The 18109-nt window shown below is 61.7% G+C and carries 20 protein-coding genes; 10 read left to right on the forward strand and 10 right to left on the reverse strand.

What is annotated here, in order from left to right:
* Positions 1 to 131 precede the first annotated feature (131 nt).
* A complete protein-coding gene (locus tag QZH45_RS22955; RefSeq protein WP_024779746.1) occupies positions 132 to 566 on the forward strand; it encodes a hypothetical protein in 435 nt (144 codons plus the stop codon).
* Positions 566 to 970, forward strand: a complete 405-nt coding sequence (locus QZH45_RS22960) for an META domain-containing protein (protein ID WP_024779747.1) — start codon at positions 566 to 568, stop codon at positions 968 to 970. Before QZH45_RS22955 ends, QZH45_RS22960 begins: the two co-directional genes overlap by 1 nt.
* Before the next feature lie 96 nt (positions 971 to 1066).
* Here the strand turns inward: QZH45_RS22960 and QZH45_RS22965 are convergent, their stop codons facing one another.
* Complete coding sequence (locus QZH45_RS22965; RefSeq protein WP_024779748.1) at positions 1067 to 1534, reverse strand: TlpA disulfide reductase family protein; 468 nt, start codon at positions 1532 to 1534, stop codon at positions 1067 to 1069.
* A 90-nt stretch (positions 1535 to 1624) separates the two neighbouring features.
* On the opposite strand from QZH45_RS22965, the gene arsC reads away from it, so the two are divergent.
* The 3 genes from arsC to QZH45_RS22980 are packed head-to-tail and all read left to right on the forward strand — an operon-like array spanning position 1625 to position 2998.
* Entirely contained in the window at positions 1625 to 1978 is a 354-nt protein-coding gene (gene arsC, locus QZH45_RS22970) for an arsenate reductase (glutaredoxin) (protein ID WP_024779749.1), read from the forward strand.
* Positions 1975 to 2580 carry an NAD(P)H:quinone oxidoreductase gene (gene wrbA / locus QZH45_RS22975; RefSeq protein WP_024779750.1) on the forward strand — a complete coding sequence of 202 codons (606 nt, stop codon included), beginning with the start codon at positions 1975 to 1977 and terminating at the stop codon, positions 2578 to 2580. The genes arsC and wrbA overlap by 4 nt, the downstream gene beginning before the upstream one ends.
* The gene (locus tag QZH45_RS22980; protein WP_024779751.1) at positions 2573 to 2998 is read left to right on the forward strand and encodes a DUF2069 domain-containing protein; all 426 of its coding nucleotides are present in this window, start codon (positions 2573 to 2575) and stop codon (positions 2996 to 2998) included. The genes wrbA and QZH45_RS22980 overlap by 8 nt, the downstream gene beginning before the upstream one ends.
* An 89-nt stretch (positions 2999 to 3087) precedes the next feature.
* Here QZH45_RS22980 and QZH45_RS22985 read toward each other — a convergent pair whose 3' ends face one another.
* Together QZH45_RS22985 and ttcA are read right to left on the reverse strand one after the other, a co-directional pair.
* Positions 3088 to 3762 (reverse strand): DNA-3-methyladenine glycosylase I, encoded by a 675-nt coding sequence (locus tag QZH45_RS22985; protein WP_024779752.1) that lies wholly within the window; start codon positions 3760 to 3762, stop codon positions 3088 to 3090.
* A gap of 28 nt (positions 3763 to 3790) precedes the next feature.
* The gene (ttcA, locus tag QZH45_RS22990; protein WP_024779753.1) at positions 3791 to 4615 is read right to left on the reverse strand and encodes a tRNA 2-thiocytidine(32) synthetase TtcA; all 825 of its coding nucleotides are present in this window, start codon (positions 4613 to 4615) and stop codon (positions 3791 to 3793) included.
* Positions 4616 to 5043: 428 nt separating this feature from the next.
* Between ttcA and QZH45_RS22995 the strand changes: the two genes are divergently transcribed.
* On the forward strand, positions 5044 to 5646 hold the full coding sequence (locus tag QZH45_RS22995; RefSeq protein ID WP_024779754.1) for a Yip1 family protein: 603 nt from the start codon (positions 5044 to 5046) through the stop codon (positions 5644 to 5646).
* 155 nt (positions 5647 to 5801) lie between these two features.
* Positions 5802 to 6296, forward strand: a complete 495-nt coding sequence (locus QZH45_RS23000; protein ID WP_024779755.1) for a SprT family zinc-dependent metalloprotease — start codon at positions 5802 to 5804, stop codon at positions 6294 to 6296.
* Between the two features lie 119 nt (positions 6297 to 6415).
* Here the strand turns inward: QZH45_RS23000 and QZH45_RS23005 are convergent, their stop codons facing one another.
* Positions 6416 to 7597: a CaiB/BaiF CoA transferase family protein gene (locus QZH45_RS23005; protein ID WP_024779756.1), complete on the reverse strand. Its 1182-nt coding sequence runs from the start codon at positions 7595 to 7597 to the stop codon at positions 6416 to 6418.
* Positions 7598 to 7815: 218 nt separating this feature from the next.
* On the reverse strand, positions 7816 to 9168 hold the full coding sequence (locus QZH45_RS23010) for a dicarboxylate/amino acid:cation symporter (protein WP_024779757.1): 1353 nt from the start codon (positions 9166 to 9168) through the stop codon (positions 7816 to 7818).
* 335 nt (positions 9169 to 9503) lie between these two features.
* On the opposite strand from QZH45_RS23010, the gene QZH45_RS23015 reads away from it, so the two are divergent.
* A complete protein-coding gene (locus QZH45_RS23015; RefSeq protein WP_055135213.1) occupies positions 9504 to 10502 on the forward strand; it encodes an AraC family transcriptional regulator in 999 nt (332 codons plus the stop codon).
* Between the two features lie 135 nt (positions 10503 to 10637).
* On the opposite strand, the gene QZH45_RS23020 is transcribed toward QZH45_RS23015, so the two are convergent.
* The 3 genes from QZH45_RS23020 to QZH45_RS23030 form a co-directional block, all read right to left on the reverse strand.
* Positions 10638 to 11984, reverse strand: coding sequence for an ATP-binding protein (locus QZH45_RS23020; protein WP_024779759.1), 1347 nt, complete (start codon positions 11982 to 11984; stop codon positions 10638 to 10640).
* Positions 11981 to 12658 carry a response regulator gene (locus tag QZH45_RS23025; RefSeq protein ID WP_055135212.1) on the reverse strand — a complete coding sequence of 226 codons (678 nt, stop codon included), beginning with the start codon at positions 12656 to 12658 and terminating at the stop codon, positions 11981 to 11983. Before QZH45_RS23025 ends, QZH45_RS23020 begins: the two co-directional genes overlap by 4 nt.
* 105 nt (positions 12659 to 12763) lie before the next feature.
* A complete protein-coding gene (locus QZH45_RS23030) occupies positions 12764 to 13363 on the reverse strand; it encodes an outer membrane beta-barrel protein (protein WP_024779761.1) in 600 nt (199 codons plus the stop codon).
* Between the two features lie 155 nt (positions 13364 to 13518).
* On the opposite strand from QZH45_RS23030, the gene QZH45_RS23035 reads away from it, so the two are divergent.
* Positions 13519 to 14310 (forward strand): dienelactone hydrolase family protein, encoded by a 792-nt coding sequence (locus QZH45_RS23035; RefSeq protein WP_024779762.1) that lies wholly within the window; start codon positions 13519 to 13521, stop codon positions 14308 to 14310.
* 124 nt (positions 14311 to 14434) lie between these two features.
* Positions 14435 to 15160, forward strand: a complete 726-nt coding sequence (locus tag QZH45_RS23040) for a 4'-phosphopantetheinyl transferase family protein (RefSeq protein WP_055135211.1) — start codon at positions 14435 to 14437, stop codon at positions 15158 to 15160.
* Positions 15161 to 15277: 117 nt separating this feature from the next.
* Here the strand turns inward: QZH45_RS23040 and QZH45_RS23045 are convergent, their stop codons facing one another.
* Together QZH45_RS23045 and QZH45_RS23050 are read right to left on the reverse strand one after the other, a co-directional pair.
* Positions 15278 to 16888, reverse strand: a complete 1611-nt coding sequence (locus QZH45_RS23045) for an ATP-binding protein (protein WP_024779764.1) — start codon at positions 16886 to 16888, stop codon at positions 15278 to 15280.
* Positions 16885 to 17607, reverse strand: coding sequence for a response regulator transcription factor (locus tag QZH45_RS23050; RefSeq protein ID WP_053192415.1), 723 nt, complete (start codon positions 17605 to 17607; stop codon positions 16885 to 16887). The genes QZH45_RS23045 and QZH45_RS23050 overlap by 4 nt, the downstream gene beginning before the upstream one ends.
* Positions 17608 to 18109: the final 502 nt, after the last annotated feature.

Raw genomic sequence — 18109 nt, forward strand, 5'->3', positions numbered from 1 at the left:
TGACATCAATGCCGACTGATCTGTCGTCATCGCGAGCAGGCTCGCTCCCATAGGGGAAGGAGGAGTTCGTCGCATCCGGGCCATCCCACCCATGCCCCGTGCTAGCATGTGGCGCCTATTTTGGAGGACCCATGGCCGAGCACGATTTCCGCTACACCCTGATGAACCCGCAGCACACCCTGACCGAAGTCCGCGCACTGGCGCCGGGCCGCTATCAGGTCACCGGCAACGGCGGTTCGATCCAGGCCAACGATGTACTGCTGGTCACCCTCAAGGGCAGCAAGGACCTGTCCATGCGCCTGACCGTGGACACCGTTCGCCACCTGCTCAAGCCCATGGGCCAATGGACCGCCATGACCACCGGCCCGGTGTTCGGCGAGTTGGCGATCCACACCTGGCAGGTCAACTGCGACAGTTGCGCCAAGGAGCTGAGCTTCGAATTTGCCGTCGACGCCAAGCTCGGCGTCAAGGCCCAGAAACCAGCCGCCAGCGCACGCATCGCCGAGCTGGGCTGGACCAGCGTGGGTGAAAAGCACCTGTGCCCGACCTGCCGGGAAGCCGCCTGATGAAACCTCTTGCCCTGTCCATGTTGATCGGCATGAGTCTGATGGGCTGTGCCGCCGAACCTGTACAGTTGCAACAGAACCGCAGCTACATCCTGGAATGGATCGGTGAACGGCCATTGATGGACTACAGCCACCTGACCATCACTCTGGGGGAGGATGGCCGAGCCTATGGCAATGCCGGCTGCAATCACTGGTTCGCCCCCTATACCCTGGAAGGCCACCGCTTGAGCTTCGGCAAAATCGGCAGCACCCGCAAGCTCTGCGGCCCGGCCGTGATGGAGCAGGAGTCGCGTTTTCTGCAGACGCTGGAGAAGGTCGAACGCTGGGACATCTCGCCCATCGAGCAGGTACGCTTCTGGCCGGCCCAAGGCAAGCCGTTGCGGTGGTGGCTGGAAGAGGGTTGAGCCTCCAAGCTGAGCTCTTGAGCCTGGCTGGGCCCTGTGGCGAGGGGATAAATCCCCTCTCCACAACAGCCCTCACAACCTCCCCGCCACGAAGTGCTATTTAAACGCCTGCAACCCCTCAAGCTTCGCCATCACCCCCGCCGCCGTCTGCTCACCCAGCAATTGCTCGCGCACCTTGCCCTGGTTGTCGATGATGTAGGTCACTGGCAATCCTTCGCTGCGAGGCAGGTCGAAGATCTCGGCCGGGTCCCGGGCCAGCACAGTGAACCGGATGCCCATCTTGTCGCTGGCGCTTTTGAGCTCTTCGCCCTGCACCTGATCGAAATTGACTCCGAACACACCAACGTTGCGTCCCTTGAGCTGTTCGGCCAGGGCGTTGAATTCCGGGATCTCGGTGCGGCACGGTGCACACCATTCGGCCCAGTAGTTGATGACTACCCACTGTTTGTCCAGCCGTTGCGAGGCAATCGCCTGGCCGTTCTGGTCGACTCCGTAGTCGTTTCCGCAACCAGCGAGCAACAGGATGCCCATCAATGCCAATGCCGCCGTCAATCGCCTTGCCATGTGCCCAATCCTTGTCTGAATGTGAACGCTGCCACGACCCATCGTGGCACAGTAGAATAGCCGCCACCTTACGCAAGATGCGACCCGCTCATGACCGATCTGACGCTTTATCACAACCCGCGCTGCTCTAAATCCCGCGGTGCGCTGGAACTGTTGGAGGCCCGGGGCCTGACGCCCACCGTGGTCCGCTACCTGGAAACCCCACCCGATGCAGCACAGCTCGAACGGCTGCTGGGCAAGCTCGGCATCACGGCCCGGCAACTGCTGCGCACCGGCGAGGACGAATACACAAGTCTGAACCTGGCCGACGAAAGCCTGAGCCAGGCGCAATTGATCGCAGCCATTGCCGCCCACCCGAAACTCATGGAACGGCCGATTCTTGAAACCGCCGACAAAGCCGTGATCGGCCGTCCGCCGGAGAAGATCCTGGAGATCCTGCCGTGAGCACACCTTACATCCTGGTGTTGTATTACAGCCGTAGTGGCTCCACCAACGAAATGGCCCGGCAGATCGCTCGCGGTATCGAACAGGCCGGGATGGAAGCACGGCTGCGCACGGTGCCGGCAATTTCAACCGAGTGCGAAGCGGTGGCCCCGGAGATACCCGAGCAAGGCCCGCTGTATGCCACCCTCGATGATTTGAAGAACTGTGCCGGCCTGGCCCTGGGCAGCCCGACCCGTTTCGGCAATATGGCGGCGCCGCTCAAATACTTTCTCGACGGTACCAGCAACCTTTGGCTGACCGGTGCCCTGGTGGGCAAGCCGGCAGGGGTGTTCACCTCCACCGCGAGCCTGCACGGCGGCCAGGAAACCACCCTGCTGTCGATGATGCTGCCGCTGCTGCACCACGGCATGCTGATCACTGGCCTGCCCTACAGCGAATCGGCTCTGATCGATACCGAGGGCGGCGGTACGCCTTACGGGCCGAGCCATCATGCCGGGAGTGACGGTAAAAGCGGCTTGAACGAACATGAAGTCGTCCTTTGCCGTGCCTTGGGTTCGCGCCTGGCGAAAACCGCACAATTGCTGGAGAGCGGCCGTGGCTAAGAAGCCGAAGATCCTCCCCTCGATCCAGTGGCTGGAGCCGCGCGTGCGCATCGCCCGCGTCCTCAGCCTGCTGTGCTTTTTCGGCCTGGTGGGGGTACTCAGTGTGTATTACCTGCTGATCGCCGATCTGCACGGCGCGCGTCCCTGGGTGATCCTGCTGATCGAGTTGGTCCCGTTATTGATACTGGCCCCCGGCATGCTCACCGGCAGCGCTCGCGGCCATTCCTGGATGTGCTTCGTGGTGAACCTGTATTTCATCAAGGGCGCACTGGCGGCCTATGACCCGAACCGGCAACTGTTCGGCGTGATGGAAATGCTCGCGAGCGTGGCGGTGTTCTGCTCGGCGTTGCTGTATGTGCGCTGGCGGTTTCAGTTGAACCGGCGGTTGGCTGGCGAGGGTGACATCTCCGTCGCCTGATAGACCGCTATCGCGAGCAGGCTCGCTCCCACAGGGAAATGCATTGCGAATGTGGGAGCGAGCCTGCTGGCGGTGGATGCGACCCGGTCTCAATGATTCACTGTGTAAGCCAGCATCATCGAAAGCTGCGACATCGGCCGCCCGCCACTCTCTTCATGCCACTGATTGAAAGCATTCTGCACCGTCGCCAGGTCCCGCAGGCTGGTGGGGACTTTGTCGATGATGTCCTGGGCATTGAGCGCCGCCACCACGTCATAGCTGGGCACGAAGGTGTCCTTGCCCGTCATCCGTAAAAAACGCGGAGCCGACAGGCCGCCCAGTTGATGGCCATGCTTTTTCAGGTAGGTCCACAAGCCAACGATGTCGGTCACCGGCCAGTCGGCGATCAACGCGCCGAAGCTGCCTTTTTCATGGGCCACGTCCAATATCAACTGCGCGTTGCGGGGCACGCTCTTGAGCTTGCCCAGATGCCGGATGATCCGCGCATCCTGCATCAACCGCTCCAGGTGCTCGGCACTCATCAGCACGACTTTTTCCGGATCGAATTTGTAGAACACCTCTTCGAACGCCGGCCACTTGGCATCGACCAGACTGTGCTTGAGACCGGCGCGAAAGACCCGCAATGCCATGGTCGAGAGGTAGCGATCGTCACCAATCTTGCGCAACTGCGCCGGAGTCTTGGGAACAGGCAGGTGGGCTTCCAGTTCAGCCGTCGAACCGAAGCGGTTCAGACAGTACTCATGCAGCCACTTGTAATCGCGCATTCCCTCTCCTGGGGTCCAGTGTAAACAACTAGATATTCACCACATTGACGAAACGCGATGCCGCGCTTTCATCGATACGCAGGTTGGTGAAATCGAACAGGTTGCGATCCGCCAACTGGGACGGGACGACGTTCTGCAAACCGCGGAAGATGCTCTCGGTACGGCCTGGCGTCTTGCGTTCCCACTCCTGGAGCATCTCCTTGACCACCTGGCGCTGCAGGTTCTCCTGGGAACCGCAAAGGTTGCAGGGGATGATCGGGAATTGCTTGAGATCCGAATAGGCCTGGATGTCCTTCTCGCTGCAATAGGCCAGCGGGCGGATCACCACGTTGCGCCCATCATCGGCGCGCAGCTTGGGCGGCATGGCCTTGAGCGAGCCGTTGAAGAACATGTTCAGGAAGAACGTCTCGACGATGTCGTCGCGGTGATGCCCCAGGGCCATCTTGGTTGCGCCGATCTCGTCGGCGAAGGTGTAGAGCGTGCCGCGACGCAGGCGTGAGCACAGCGAACAGGTAGTCTTGCCTTCCGGAATCAGTTCCTTGACCACCGAGTAGGTGTCTTTCTCGACGATGTGGTACTCCACGCCCAGCGATTCGAGGTACGCCGGCAGCACATCCTCGGGGAACCCCGGCTGCTTCTGGTCCATGTTCACCGCGACGATGTCGAACTTGATCGGCGCAACCTTCTGCAGGTGCATCAGCACATCGAGCATGGTGTAGCTGTCCTTGCCACCGGACAGGCAGACCATGACCTTGTCGCCGTCTTCAATCATGTTGAAATCGGCAACCGCCTCACCCGCCAGGCGGCGCAGGCGCTTTTGCAGTTTGTTCTGGTTGACCGTAAGAGTGCCCATGACGCGAAATCCGTGAGGTGTGACGAAGGGCCGGCATTTTACGCAAAAACAGGCCTGCGGCGAAGAGGCTGGCAACCCTGTTGTGGCGAGGGGATTTATCCCCGCTGGGGCGCGTAGCGGCCCCAATATCTCAATGCAACCAACGGTGGGTCAGGCCGAACGTAGGGGGCTGCTTCGCACCCCAGCGGGGATAAATCCCCTCGCCACAGGGTTATTCACCCGTTTCAAGATGGTGTACACAGACCTATCGGCGATTAACCCGCCAACCTACAGCGCGATTTGCTCTAAGCCCCCCATCCCCCTCGGGATGAGTCCTTTCTATACTGCGTCATAAGGTCGCACACATATTCAGACCTTTACTTACTTGGCCATTTGGCCCGTAGGCGCTCCGTTGGGGGGCGATGGCAATAACAAAGGAGTGACTGATTATGATCCATCATGTCGTGGGGCTCTTCACCCACCCTGATCAAGAATGGAAAGACATCCGTGGCGATCAGGAGGAAAGCATCAGCCACATGTACCTCACCCACACGCTGATCCTGGCGGCGATTCCCGCTGTATCGGCATTTATCGGCACCACGCAGGTGGGATGGGTCATCGGCAATCGTGCTCCCGTGATGCTCACCCAGGAAAGCGCGCTGTGGATGACCATCATGTCCTACCTGGCCATGCTGGGCGGTGTCGCGGTAATGGGCGCGTTTATCCACTGGATGGCCCGCACCTATGACGCCAACCCGAGTCTCGCCCGTTGCGTGGCGTTCGCCACCTACACCGCCACTCCCTTGTTCATCGGTGGCCTGGCGGCGCTCTATCCCCACATGTGGCTGGGGATGATCGTTGGCACGGCGGCGATCTGCTATACGGTCTACCTGCTGTATGTGGGCTTGCCGACGTTCATGAATATTCCACAGGACGAAGGCTTCCTGTTTTCCAGTTCGGTACTCGCCGTCGGCCTGGTGGTACTGGTGGCCATCATGGCGTTCACGGTGATTGTCTGGGGGTTGGGCGTCGGCCCGGTCTATACCAACTGAACAACCAAGGCTCTCCTATAAAAACAGGATCTGCCAACACAGGCCGCCGCAAGGCGGCCTTCCTATGTCTGACGGTGAGACGACCGCTGGGCACCTGAGCGATTCGCAACGGCAGACGCTTGCGGCATACTCGGGTTTCTGGAGACCCGTAAAGCATGCTCGAGCAACTCAATACCCGCGTCGAAGAGTGTTACCAACAAGCCGAATCCTTTTTCAAACGTCCTTTCAAACGCCCGGTGGTCAGCTTCAAATTGCGTGGCCAGAAAGCCGGTGTCGCGCATTTGCATGAAAACCTGCTGCGCTTCAATCCACAGCTGTACCAGGAAAATGCCGAGGATTTCCTCAAGCAGACCGTCGCCCACGAAGTCGCGCATCTGATCGCCCATCAGTTGTTTGGCGAACGCATCCAGCCCCATGGCGAAGAGTGGCAACTGATCATGCGCGGCGTGTACGAACTGCCGCCCAACCGCTGTCACACCTACGAAATCAAACGCCGCCGCGTCACCCGCTACATCTACAAATGCCCCTGCGAAGGCAGCGACTTCCCGTTCTCGGCCCAGCGTCATGGCCTGGTGCGCCAGGGGCGGCGGTATCTGTGCCGCAGTTGTCGCGGGACGTTGGTGTTCAGCGGGGAAACACGGGTGGAGTAGCGGGACTTGGGGTGCCTGGGCCGGCCTCATCGCGAGCAGGCTCGCTCCCACAGGGGGGGTGCAGCGCCCACAGAGCCAATGTGGGAGCGAGCCTGCTCGCGATGAGGCCGGCAACACTACTACACAACCACCCTGCCCTCCCGCAGTCGAGCAATCCGCTCGGCACTGAACCCCAACTCCGCCAACACCTGATCCGTATGCGCCCCCAGCCCGGCACCAACATGCCGAGGCTCGGGCAGTCCTTCCGAGAACTTCAACGGGCAAGCCATCTGCGCCTGACTCGAGCCATCTCCGCGAGGCACCTGGGTGACCACTTCCCTGGCCTGCAATTGCGAGTGCCCGAGGGCTTCCTCCAGGCTCAGCACCGGCTCGACACAAGCATCGATACCGGCAAACAACCGGCAGAGTTCGGCGAAGTCATGCTTCTCGAACTCGACTTGCAGCGCTTGCTTGAGCAGGTGTTGTTGCTCGGGCACGGGTGACAGACCCTGAGCTGCCAGCTCCGGCCGCCCCAAAGCCTCACACAACGCTTGCATGAAGGCCGGTTCCAGACTGCCCACCGACATCCAGCGGCCATCCCTGGTGCGGTAATAGTCATAGAAGCTGCCGCCATTGAGCAGGTGTTTTTCCCAGCCGGGTTCGACCCCGCCGGCCAGATAACCGGCGCCCGCCAATGCGTTCAGGCTAAGCACACAATCGGCCATGCTCACATCCAGGTACTGGCCCAGCCCGCTCTGCTGGCGGGCAATCACCGCCGCCAACAACCCGATCACGCCATGCAGCGAGCCGCCGGCGACGTCCGCAGCCTGGATGCCCAGCGGCAGCGGGCCGCTGTCGGCACGCCCGGTCTGGCTGGCCAGCCCTGTCAGGGCCAGGTAGTTGATGTCGTGCCCGGCGCGGTCCCTGTAGGGCCCGGTCTGGCCGTAGCCGGTGATCGACACGTAGATGAGCCGGGGATTGATTGCCTTCAACGCCTCATACCCGAGTCCCAATCGCTCCATCACGCCGGGACGGAACTGTTCCAGCAGAATGTCATAGCCCCCCAGCAAGCGCTTGATCACCTCCAGCGCCTCCGGTTGCTTGAGGTCCAGGGCCAGGCTGCGCTTGTTGCGATTGAGGTAGGCATGGCTGGCGGAAACACCTCGATCATGGGGCGGCAGAACGCGTAACAGGTCCGGGCGGGTTGGTGATTCGATGCGCAGCACCTCGGCCCCCATGTCCGCCAGCAGCAGCGAGGCGAACGGGCCGGGTAGCAGGGTCGAGAAATCCAGAACCTTGAGCGATGCCAATGGGCCTTGCATGGCCAATCTCCACAGGGGGATCCGCAAAGACTAGGCAGCAGCTGGCGGCGAGGCAATTACCGCAGGGGTCGTTCGGGATGACCAATGCGCTCAAGACTTGCACGCCTCTGCTGTGGCGAGGGGATTTAGCGAAATCCCCTCGCCACAAAACCTCCCCAACCGCTAGAAAGTGCCATGAAAAAACCCGCCGAAGCGGGTTTTTCATTGCTGCCTGAAGATTACCTCACAGCGCCAGGAGCAGAGGTTTCAGCTGCCACAATCTGCGCCGCCGCGATCTGCTCGTCGTCTTCACGGACGTCGGAGATGCCGCGACCGCCGGAAGCCAGTTCGGTCTGCAACTGCTCTTCATCCAGCTCCTTGACCCACTTGGCAACCACGATGGTGGCGACGGCGTTGCCCACCAGGTTGGTCAGGGCGCGGGCTTCGGACATGAAACGGTCGATACCCAGGATCAGTGCCAGGCCGGCGACCGGCAGGGTGCCCACGGCCGACAGGGTGGCCGCCAGTACGATGAAGCCGCTACCCGTCACGCCGGCAGCCCCCTTGGAGGACAGCAACAGCACGGCCAGCAGGGTGATCTGGTGAGTCAGGTCCATCGGGGTATCGGTGGCTTGGGCGATGAACACCGCGGCCATGGTCAGATAGATCGAAGTACCATCAAGGTTGAACGAGTAGCCTGTTGGAATGACCAGGCCCACGACCGACTTCTTGGCACCCAGGCGCTCCATCTTGATCAGCATGCGTGGCAGGGCCGATTCCGACGAGGAAGTACCCAGCACGATCAGCAGCTCTTCACGGATGTAGCGGACCAGCTTGACTACGCTGAAGCCGTGGGCGCGGCAGATGGCGCCCAGTACCCCCAGCACGAACAAGACGCAGGTGATGTAGAAGCAGATCATCAACTGACCCAGTTGCACCAGCGAACCGACACCGTAGGCGCCGATGGTGAACGCCATGGCACCGAACGCACCCAGGGGGGCCAGCTTCATGATCATGTTGATGATGATGAACATCACGTGGGCGAAGCGGTCGATGAAGTCCAGCACCGGCTTGCCATAGGCACCCAGGCGATGCAGGGCGAAACCGAAGATCACCGAGAACATCAGCACTTGCAGGATGTCACCGTTGGCGAACGCGCCGACGATGGTGTTGGGGATCACGTTGAGGATAAAGGCGATGATGCTCTGGTCTTTACCAGCGGAGATGTAACCGGCGATCTTGCTGGTGTCCAGGGTCGTCACGTCGATGTGCATGCCGTTGCCCGGTTGCACGACGTTGACCACGACCAGGCCGATCAACAGGGCGATGGTGGAAACGATCTCGAAGTACAGCAGCGCGTAGCCGCCGGTCTTGCCGACCGACTTCATGTTCTGCATGCCGGCGATACCACTGACAACGGTACAGAAGATGATCGGGGCAATGACCATTTTGATCAGTTTGATGAAACCGTCACCGAACGGCTTGAGGGCCACACCGGTCTGCGGATAGAAGTGACCGAGCAAAATACCGATGGCAATGGCAACGATCACCTGGAAATACAGGGATTTGTACAAGGGCTGACGAGTCGTCATGGCAAACCTTCCTCAAGCGTCCCGCGTGACAACATCCATCTGTCGTCCACGGCACCTCAACTTTGCGAACCCTCCTGTACTGGAGGGATTTGTTTTTGTCGGCTGCACAGGGGCAGACCTACGTGCTGTATCGCAAAGCCCATGCCATTTCCCGGAAAAGCCCTACAGCCGCCATGGCAGACAGGTTCCATCATCAATCACGGGTTAAACGACAGCGCACGAGATGGCGGATATCCGCCAACAGGCTGATTTCTGTTCCGGGATTTGGCGGATATCCGCCTTGTCGCGATGGATCGCCCTGCTACCATCGGCCGCTTATCAAACGGATTGATGCCATGCGCCAACGCACGATCGCCAGTCACTTTGCCCGCGCAGCCTTGGGCGGCGCACGTCGGCAGGGGTTCGACTACCTTCCCTTGCTGCAACAGCTGGGCATCAGCCCTGAGCTGTTGGACGAGCCGCGCGCGCGTATCGCGCCTGAGCAGTTTGCCCGCCTGTTGCAATCGCTGTGGCTGGCATTGGGCGATGAATACCTTGGATTCGGCAGCGCCCCGAGCAAACCCGGGACGTTCGCCATGATGTGCCATACGCTGATCCATTGCCGGACCCTGGGCAAGGCTCTTAAACGTGGCCTGTTGTTCTACCGCCTGTTCCCCGACGCCCCGGACCTGACACTGGTGGCCGAAGGCGAACGGGTGCGCCTGGTGCTGGACGATTCGGCGTTGTGGGACCCGGATCATTTCCTCGCCGAGAGCCTGCTGGTGGTATGGCATCGCCTGGCCAGTTGGCTGATCGGCCAGCGAATCGCCCTGGAGCAGGCAAGCTTCAGCTATGCGAGGCCCGCCCATGGTGCCGAGTACGATTTGCTTTTCCCCTGTCCGCTGGTGTTCGAGGCGCAACACAGCAGCCTGTTGTTCCACAGCCGCTACTTGAACATGCCGTTGCTTCAGGACGAACGGACCCTCAAACGTTTTCTCGAGCGCTCCCCCGCCGATCTGCTCTCGCGTCCGGACGATGGCCACAGCCTGAGCAGCCAGCTGCGTCGATTGCTCGGCCGCGATACCGCACGCTGGCCGGACCTGGAGGCTGCCGCCAATCATCTGCACCTCAGTCCACAGACCCTGCGCCGCCATCTGCGGGAGGAAGGCACCAGCTTCCAGGAACTCAAGGATCAGCTGCGGCGGGATATCGCCATCTACCACCTGGGCCGTGCGGGCCTGTCGTTGCAGCAGATCGCTGAACAGTTGGGGTTCTCGGAGCCGTCGGCGTTTCACCGGGCGTTCAAGAAGTGGACGGGGCTGACGCCAGGGGCTTATCGGGAGCAGGAGAACTGAGTAATAACCCTGTCTATTTCATCCCTGTGGGAGCAAGGCTTGCCCGCGATGACAATTTCAAGGACGCCATCGCGGGCAAGCCTTGCTCCCACAGGATTGATGAACATTCGAGTCACAGGTCTGCCTCCATTCCCGTCAAACCACCGGGAAAAACACCCGGAACGCCGCCCCACCCAGCTCTGAATCCCCCAGGGTCAAGCGTGCGCCGTAGCTCTCGATGATGTCCTTGACTACCGCCAGGCCAATGCCTTGCCCCGGATGTTGGCGGTCCAGCCGTTCGCCGCGCTGCAGAATCCGCGCACGCTGGTCCGGCGGCACGCCCGGCCCGTCATCTTCGACGCACAATTCCATACCGCCAAGGGTCTGGTGCACGCTGACGAGCACTTCCCCCAGGCACAGTCGATAGGCGTTTTCCAACAGGTTGCCGAGCATCTCCAGCAAGGCGCCCTGCTCGATCGGCACCTGGCAGTGCTCCGGCAGGTCGAAACGGACGTTGACCCGCTTGTCGCGGTAGACCTTGTCCAAGGTATCGCAAAGGCTTTGCAACACCGGCCGCAAGCGCACCTGATGGCGCACCAGCCCACTCTTGCGCAGGCTGGCCCGCTGCAACTGGTAGCCTATCTGCTGGCTCATGCGCTCGATCTGGGTTTGCAGCACCCAGGCCTGCCCACGGTCTTCTGGGCGCCGGGCCATGTCTTCGCTGACACCCTGCAGCACTGCCAACGGCGTCTTCAGGCTGTGGGCCAGGTCGTCGAGGGAATCGCGATAGCGGCTGCGCTGCTCCCGCTCGCTGTACAACAGTCGGTTGAGGGAGCCGGTCAGGCGCAACAGTTCCCGGGGATGCTCGGTACTGAGGCTCTCCCGGGTACCGCCTTCGATTTCATCCAGTTCCTGGCTCAGGCGTCGCAACGCCCGCAACCCCCAGGTCAGACCGATCCACAACAGTGCCAACAACACCGCCAGCGCAGCTCCGAAGCCCAGGTAGAGTTTGTCCCGCAGCCCCTGCAGGGTCATTTCGTAATCGCGCACCGGTTGCAACGTGACGATACTGAACGCCGCGTTCTGGCCAGCGAGCAACTTGATCTCGACGTCATAGACAAAGAACTCCTCGCCGCTCTGCTCGCGAATGCGGGCAAACTCGTTCCCCTGGCCGTCATAGCGCGGCGTGTAGTTGATGTTTTCTTCCCGGGTCGCCTTCGACCGCCAGACCAGCCGCCCGTCGCGGTCATAGATGTAGCCCAGCAGACGGGCGTCGGCGAGATTGAAACGCTCGTCGGGCAACTGTACCGGCATCTTCAGACGATTGTTTTCCACCCGGGCCGCGGAAATCAGCGTGGTCACATCCGAGGCCAGGCGTTGCTGGATGGATTCCTGCAGCGCCAGACTGAACGCACCTTGCATGGCGGGCAGCAACGCCAGCATGAACAACACCGCAAGGGTCGTGGCGGCCAGCATCAACCGCAGCCGCAGGGAACGAATCACTGGCAGCGCTCGTTGAACAGATAGCCCAGGCCACGCACGGTGTCGATCGGTTTGAAGCCGGCGGGGGCTTCGAGTTTACGGCGCAGGCGCCCGACCAGTACTTCAATGACATTGGGGTCGCGCTCGTCGTCATCGGGATACAGTTGCTCCATCAGGCGGTCCTTGGCCACCACCTGCTGGTGATGGCGCATGAGGTACTCGAGGATGCGGTATTCGTAGGCCGTCAGCGCCAGCGGCTCCTCGTCGAGGGAGGCTTGCTTGCGGTTGAGGTCCAACAGCAACGGGCCGGCGACGATGGTCGACTGGGTAAAACCGCTGGAGCGGCGTAACAGGGCATTCAGCCGGGCCTCCAGCTCTTCGAACTGAAACGGCTTGACCACGTAGTCATCGGCCCCGGCGGCCAGGCCCTCGACCTTGTCCTGCCAGTTGCCACGGGCAGTGAGGATCAGGATCGGGAAGGTCTTGTCCTGGGCACGCAGCCGGCGGATCAGTTCCAGGCCGCTGATCCCGGGCAGGCCGAGGTCGATCACCGCCAGGTCATGGTTGAATTCCGTGACTTGGTACAGGGCCTCCTCGGCATTGGCGACGGCCTGCACCACATGGCCGCTGTCGGTGAGACGGGTTTGCAGGTGATGACGCAACAGCGCCTCGTCTTCGACGACCAGTAACTTCATGGAGCCTCTCTCCAGGCAAATCAGACAATCCGGTGCTGTGCAGCGCAACGAAAGCCGCCGGATCGTCTTGGGCCGATCCGGCGGAATACGCTCACCTTCCCCCGCTTAGAACGTGTAGTTGGCGGACAGGTAGGTCTGGGCACTGCTGGTCAGGTCCAGCGAACCCACCTTGCCACCGCCGTGGGGGCTCATCTCGGTGCTGGCGTTGCTGCGCAGGTAACGGTAACCCAGTTCCACCGAGGTGTTCTGCGAAATTTGTTGCAGGACGCCGCCCTGCAGACCTGCCGTGAAACCGATGTCGCTGTCGCGGCTGAAGCCTGGGGAGTCCTGGGTCACCTTGGTCAGGCCCGCCGTCGCACCGCCGAACAGCTTGGTGCTGCCAGTGACCGGGTAGAACAGATCGTAGCTGCCCAGCAGGTTTTCCTGGCGCAGCTTGATGCCATTATGGGTCCCAGAAACGTTGTCGTAGGTGGCGTAGTAGCGGCCCTGGTCGTTCTGCTTGCCCAGACGCAGGCCGTAGGTGGTGTCCTTGCCGATCACGCCGTCGGCGTTCGGATTGTTCAGCGCCTGGTCCAGGGCACTGGACTTCTTGACCTTGTCACTGGTCTGGCCGAGGGTCAGGCTGGCGAAGTTGTCATCGGCGTGAGCCATGGCGCTGGCACCCAGCACAGTGAAAGCCAGCAGCAGTTTTTTCATGTGTGTCATGTTCAGGTTCCTTTGAAACGTGGGTGGTCTGTGAAGTCGTGGTCACGTTAACCAACGGTCCCTGAACACCCCTTGAACGTTCTCTGAACCTTCGCTGAATGAATCGGCTAGAGTGTCCTGTCTCGAGCAAACCCATTCTTTCAAGGAGATCCCCCATGCGCAGGTTGCTTGCTGTTGTACTTCTGGCCTTGAGCGGCGCAGGCCACGCCGCCATTCAGACCCAGGAAATCCCCTACACCAGTGCCGACGGCACGAAGCTGATCGGCTATTACGCCTACGACGATGCGATCAAGGGGCCGCGCCCGGGCGTAGTGGTGGTGCATGAATGGTGGGGGCTGAACGACTACGCCAAACGCCGCGCCCGCGACCTCGCCGGCCTGGGCTACAGCGCCCTGGCCATCGACATGTACGGCGATGGCAAGAACACCGAGCATCCCACGGACGCCATGGCGTTCATGCAGGCGGCACTCAAGGACAGCAAGGCCGCCAGCGCGCGTTTCCAGGCCGGGCTCGACCTGTTGAAGAAACAGCCCCAGACCGACCCTGACAAACTCGCCGCCATCGGCTACTGCTTCGGCGGCAAAGTGGTGCTCGATGCCGCTCGCCAGGGTGTTCCGCTGGCCGGCGTGGTGAGTTTCCACGGTGCCCTGGTCACCAACACCCCGGCTACGCCCGGCAGCGTCAAGGCGAAGATGCTGGTCGAGCACGGCGCATTGGACAGCATGGTCACCGAGGATAACGTCACTGCGTTCAAGAGCGAGATGGACAAGGCCGGCGCCGACTACAAGTTCGTCAGCCTGAAAGGCGCCAAGCACGGCTTCAGCAACCCCGATGCCGACCGCCTGAGCCACGGCGAACATGGCGGGCCGGACATCGGCTACAACAAGGCGGCCGATGAGCAGTCGTGGGCGGATATGCAGAAGTTCTTCAAGAAGATCTTTGGCTGAACACTCCCCCCTGTGGCGAGGGGATTTATCCCCTCGCCACAAAAGCCCCTTCTTCCCAGCAGAATTTCAGTCCAACCGCTCACATCACTACCCAGCATCAAGCCAACCCGGCAAAATGCCCGGCATGAACCGACTCCCTGCCCTGCCCGCCTGCTGCTCGCCTTTGGATGAACATTGGCTGTTGCCCGATGCCCTGCCCGATACAATCCTGCTGAGCACCCGCTTCGATCCGCTGTTGCTGATCGGCGAAGATTTCCCGAACAGTGCTATCGAGCCGCCCGCGAGCATCCAGCGTTCGGTGCCCAAGCGCCGGGCCGAATTCCTTGCCGGACGGATCTGCGCCCGGACAGCCCTTTATCAGTTGAACGGCCAGTATTGCGTACCGGCGATTGGCGAAGACCGTGCCCCCGTCTGGCCGGCCCATGTCAGCGGGTCGATCACCCACAGCACCGGCCGGGCGGCGGCCATCGTCGCCAGCAAGGACCATTGGCAGGGGCTGGGCATGGATCTGGAGAACCTGCTCGACCCGGAGCGCGCCGAGCGGCTGGCGAGTGAAATCCTGACCCCAGCGGAACTGCAACGCATGGCCACCACCCGGCGAGATGACCGGGCATTGCTGGTGACGTTGACGTTTTCAGTGAAGGAAAGCCTGTTCAAGGCCCTGTACCCGATCGTCGGGCAGCGCTTCTATTTCGAACATGCCGAGGTGCTGGAATGGACCCGCGACGGGCAGGTGCGAATGCGGTTGCTGACGGACCTGTCGGCCGAATGGTGCCATGGCAGTGAATTGCAGGCGCGGTTCGGGGTGAAGGATGGGCAGTTGTTGAGCCTGGTGGGTATCAAGGCCTGAAGCTTTCCTGTCGCTTTTGAAGGCGCCATCGCGAGCAGGCTCGCTCCCACAGAAGGAATGCGTTCCCATGTGGGAGCGAGCCTGCTCGCGATGAGGACAATCCAGTCGCTATATCCTTCAACCCCTGTCCTGATGCCTCGGCCAGCTCAAGCTGAAACATGCCCCACCCAGGCTCTTGCTCTTGGCGATCAACGCCCGGCCGCCATGCCAGTAAATGATCCGCCGCACGATCGACAGCCCCAACCCATGACCGCCCGAAGCCCGGGCACGGCTGTCGTCCAGGCGCAGGAAGGGCTTGAACACCCGCTCCCAGGCCGCCTCCGGCACACCGGGCCCGTCATCCTCGACGTCCACCCGGCAACGCAGTTGTCCCACCTGATAGCTGACGGTCACCCGGGACTTGGCATGGCGCATGGCATTGCCCACCAGGTTCTGCAAGGCGCGATGCAAGAAGCGTGGCTCGGCCTCGACCCAGGCGCCGTCACAATCGACGGCAGACAGGCACAGCCCACGCTCGACCGTGACCCCGGCCCGCAGCGGGCCCAGCTCCTCGATCACCTGGCTGACCAGCGCATCCAGATCCACCCGCTGGAAGTTCAGCGCCGGTGAGCCTTGCTCCAGTCGCGCATAGGTGAGCATCTCGTCCACCAGCCGATCCAGGTCTTCGATGTCATGGTCCATGCCCGCCAGGTACTTTTCCCGAGCCTGGGGCGTGGCAGCGCTGCCGATCATTTCCAGGCCGAAGCGCAGGCGCGCCACCGGGGTTCGCAATTCGTGGGAAACCGCCCTTACCAATTCACGCTGGATCGCCAACAGTTGTTGCAGGTGCTCGGCCATGCCGTTGAATGCGGCGGCCAACCGCCCGACCGAGTCGGCGCCCCGTGCCGGCACGCGGGTTTCCAGGCTGCCCTGGGCGATCTGGGTGGCGGCGGCCTCCAGGCCGCTCAGGCGTCGCTCCAGTTGACGCACCAACAGGTAGACGATCAACCCGATCAGGCTCAAGCCCAACGCCGCGATCAGGACCAGCCATTCGGGCGGGTAAGGGTTCATCTGGTACAGCGGGCCGATTTCCAATACCCATGGCGTGCCCACCATCCCGGCGAACACCCGGATCGAATCGCCACCCTTGCCCAAGGCCATCACCGTATCGCCCTCGGACACGCGACGGCGCTGGTCTTCGTCCATGTCCGCCTGCTCGGCGGTCATCAACCGCAGATCGAAACCGAAACCCTTTTCTTCCATGAGCTGCGCGAGCCGTCGGGGTTGCTCGCCCACCGGGTAGCGCACCAGTTCGTCGGCCAGCAGGTAAATGGTTGCGCGGGCCAACTGCTCGCTGATCTGCTGGACTTCCCCCACCAACATCAGTTGCTCGTCATCGCTGACCAGCCGATAGACCTTCGCCGCATGGGGCCCGGTCTGTTCAACCAGGGCCTGCCCACGCAGCACACGGGTGCGCTGCCCCAGGTCCAGGTCGGTCTGGGCGAAGGTCTGCAATGCCAGGGGGATGCCCAGCAACCTCTCCCACAACAGCAGCGCCCGGTGGCGCTCGGTGTCGTTCATCGGCTGCAGGTTCTCGGCCATCAAGGAAAACGTGCCGTGGGCCAGGCGCTCGCGGTACTGCTCGCTACGGGTCTGGTTGAGCAGGTGCAGAGCCAGCACCCCGAGCACCGCCACCAGCACCAGCGCCGCGCACATGCCGCCATAAATGCGCAGGAAGATCGAGTTCACGGTGCCGGATCTACACAGGCTTCAGGCACGAACAGGTAGCCTTTACTGCGAATGGTCTTGATCAGCCGTGGATGCTCGGGGTCATCGCCGATCTTGGGCCGGATGCGCGAGATGCGTACGTCGATGGAACGGTCCTGGCCGTCATAACCGATGCCACGCAAGGCGGTGAAGATTTCCTCCCGGGACAGGATACGCCCGGCATTGGACACCAGCAGCCACAACAGGTCGAACTCGGCGCTGGTCAGCTCGATCCCGTTGCCCTGCAACCAGGCCTCGCGCAAGGCGTCGTCCACCACCAGCGGGCCGAATTGCAGGCGCCGCGGCTTCTGGGGGTTCGTCTCCACAGGCTCGCTGCGCCGCAACAAGGCCTGGATGCGTGCCAGCAACACGCGCGGGCGCACAGGCTTGCAGACGTAGTCGTCGGCCCCCAGATCCAGGCCCTGGATCTGGTCGGCGTCGTCGGTGCGGGCGGTGAGCATGAGGATCGGCCCATCGTACTGCACACGGACCTTGCGGCAGATATCCAGGCCGTCTTCGCCGGGCAGCATCAGGTCGAGGATCACCAAGTCCGGTTGTTCGGCAATGATCCGCTGCGCCGCTGCCGCACCGTCACCTTCGATGGCGACACGCAGCCCGTTGCTTTCCAGGTAGTCACGGGTCAGCTCGGCCAGACGCTGGTCATCCTCGACGATCAATATATGCCAGGCTTCTTGTTCCACGGGGGACCTCGTCTGCTGTGAATATAAAAGGACAAATGCTCATCCCTTGTGGCGAGGGGATTTATCCCCGTTGGGTCGCGAAGCGACCCCTGTGTTCTGCCTGACACAGCTAAGCGACTGATTTGGGGCTGCTTTGCAGCCCAACGGGGATAAATCCCCTCGCCACAAGGATATGCGCGCTCGTCCCCTCGCTCTTTTGTCATGTCAAAAGAGGATAACCCTGTCCAACGCACCGGCCGATTGTATAAACGGCGCCCCGGGAGAAAACAAGCGGACAAATGCGTTCGGTCGAGCGGGATTTGTGTGGTAACGTCCGCGCCCGAAAAAATCGGCAGGCTGTTTTCGGCACCCCGAAAACGACGAAAAAAGGCCCGCTCCAGCAAGGTCGCGGCCTACAGCGCAGTTCCATGTTTCGCACACAAATTACGCACAGGTTTATCCACAGGCAGTACGTTGATTCATCCCCGAAAACGCATTATCTTGTAGCCCGCTGCAAAAAAAA

This window comes from Pseudomonas corrugata, assembly GCF_050920615.1.
GTDB lineage: Bacteria > Pseudomonadota > Gammaproteobacteria > Pseudomonadales > Pseudomonadaceae > Aquipseudomonas > Aquipseudomonas corrugata.

What these genes read in the sequence shown, in the direction of transcription:
- QZH45_RS22955 (WP_024779746.1), top strand. Translation starts at nt 132, where the DNA reads ATGGCCGAGCACGATTTCCGCTACACCCTGATGAACCCGCAGCACACC.
- QZH45_RS22960 (WP_024779747.1), top strand. Translation starts at nt 566, where the DNA reads ATGAAACCTCTTGCCCTGTCCATGTTGATCGGCATGAGTCTGATGGGC.
- QZH45_RS22965 (WP_024779748.1), bottom strand. Translation starts at nt 1,534, where the DNA reads ATGGCAAGGCGATTGACGGCGGCATTGGCATTGATGGGCATCCTGTTG.
- arsC (WP_024779749.1), top strand. Translation starts at nt 1,625, where the DNA reads ATGACCGATCTGACGCTTTATCACAACCCGCGCTGCTCTAAATCCCGC.
- QZH45_RS22985 (WP_024779752.1), bottom strand. Translation starts at nt 3,762, where the DNA reads ATGCGCGATTACAAGTGGCTGCATGAGTACTGTCTGAACCGCTTCGGT.
- ttcA (WP_024779753.1), bottom strand. Translation starts at nt 4,615, where the DNA reads ATGGGCACTCTTACGGTCAACCAGAACAAACTGCAAAAGCGCCTGCGC.
- QZH45_RS22995 (WP_024779754.1), top strand. Translation starts at nt 5,044, where the DNA reads ATGATCCATCATGTCGTGGGGCTCTTCACCCACCCTGATCAAGAATGG.
- QZH45_RS23000 (WP_024779755.1), top strand. Translation starts at nt 5,802, where the DNA reads ATGCTCGAGCAACTCAATACCCGCGTCGAAGAGTGTTACCAACAAGCC.
- QZH45_RS23005 (WP_024779756.1), bottom strand. Translation starts at nt 7,597, where the DNA reads ATGCAAGGCCCATTGGCATCGCTCAAGGTTCTGGATTTCTCGACCCTG.
- QZH45_RS23010 (WP_024779757.1), bottom strand. Translation starts at nt 9,168, where the DNA reads ATGACGACTCGTCAGCCCTTGTACAAATCCCTGTATTTCCAGGTGATC.
- QZH45_RS23015 (WP_055135213.1), top strand. Translation starts at nt 9,504, where the DNA reads ATGCGCCAACGCACGATCGCCAGTCACTTTGCCCGCGCAGCCTTGGGC.
- QZH45_RS23025 (WP_055135212.1), bottom strand. Translation starts at nt 12,658, where the DNA reads ATGAAGTTACTGGTCGTCGAAGACGAGGCGCTGTTGCGTCATCACCTG.
- QZH45_RS23030 (WP_024779761.1), bottom strand. Translation starts at nt 13,363, where the DNA reads ATGACACACATGAAAAAACTGCTGCTGGCTTTCACTGTGCTGGGTGCC.
- QZH45_RS23035 (WP_024779762.1), top strand. Translation starts at nt 13,519, where the DNA reads ATGCGCAGGTTGCTTGCTGTTGTACTTCTGGCCTTGAGCGGCGCAGGC.
- QZH45_RS23040 (WP_055135211.1), top strand. Translation starts at nt 14,435, where the DNA reads ATGAACCGACTCCCTGCCCTGCCCGCCTGCTGCTCGCCTTTGGATGAA.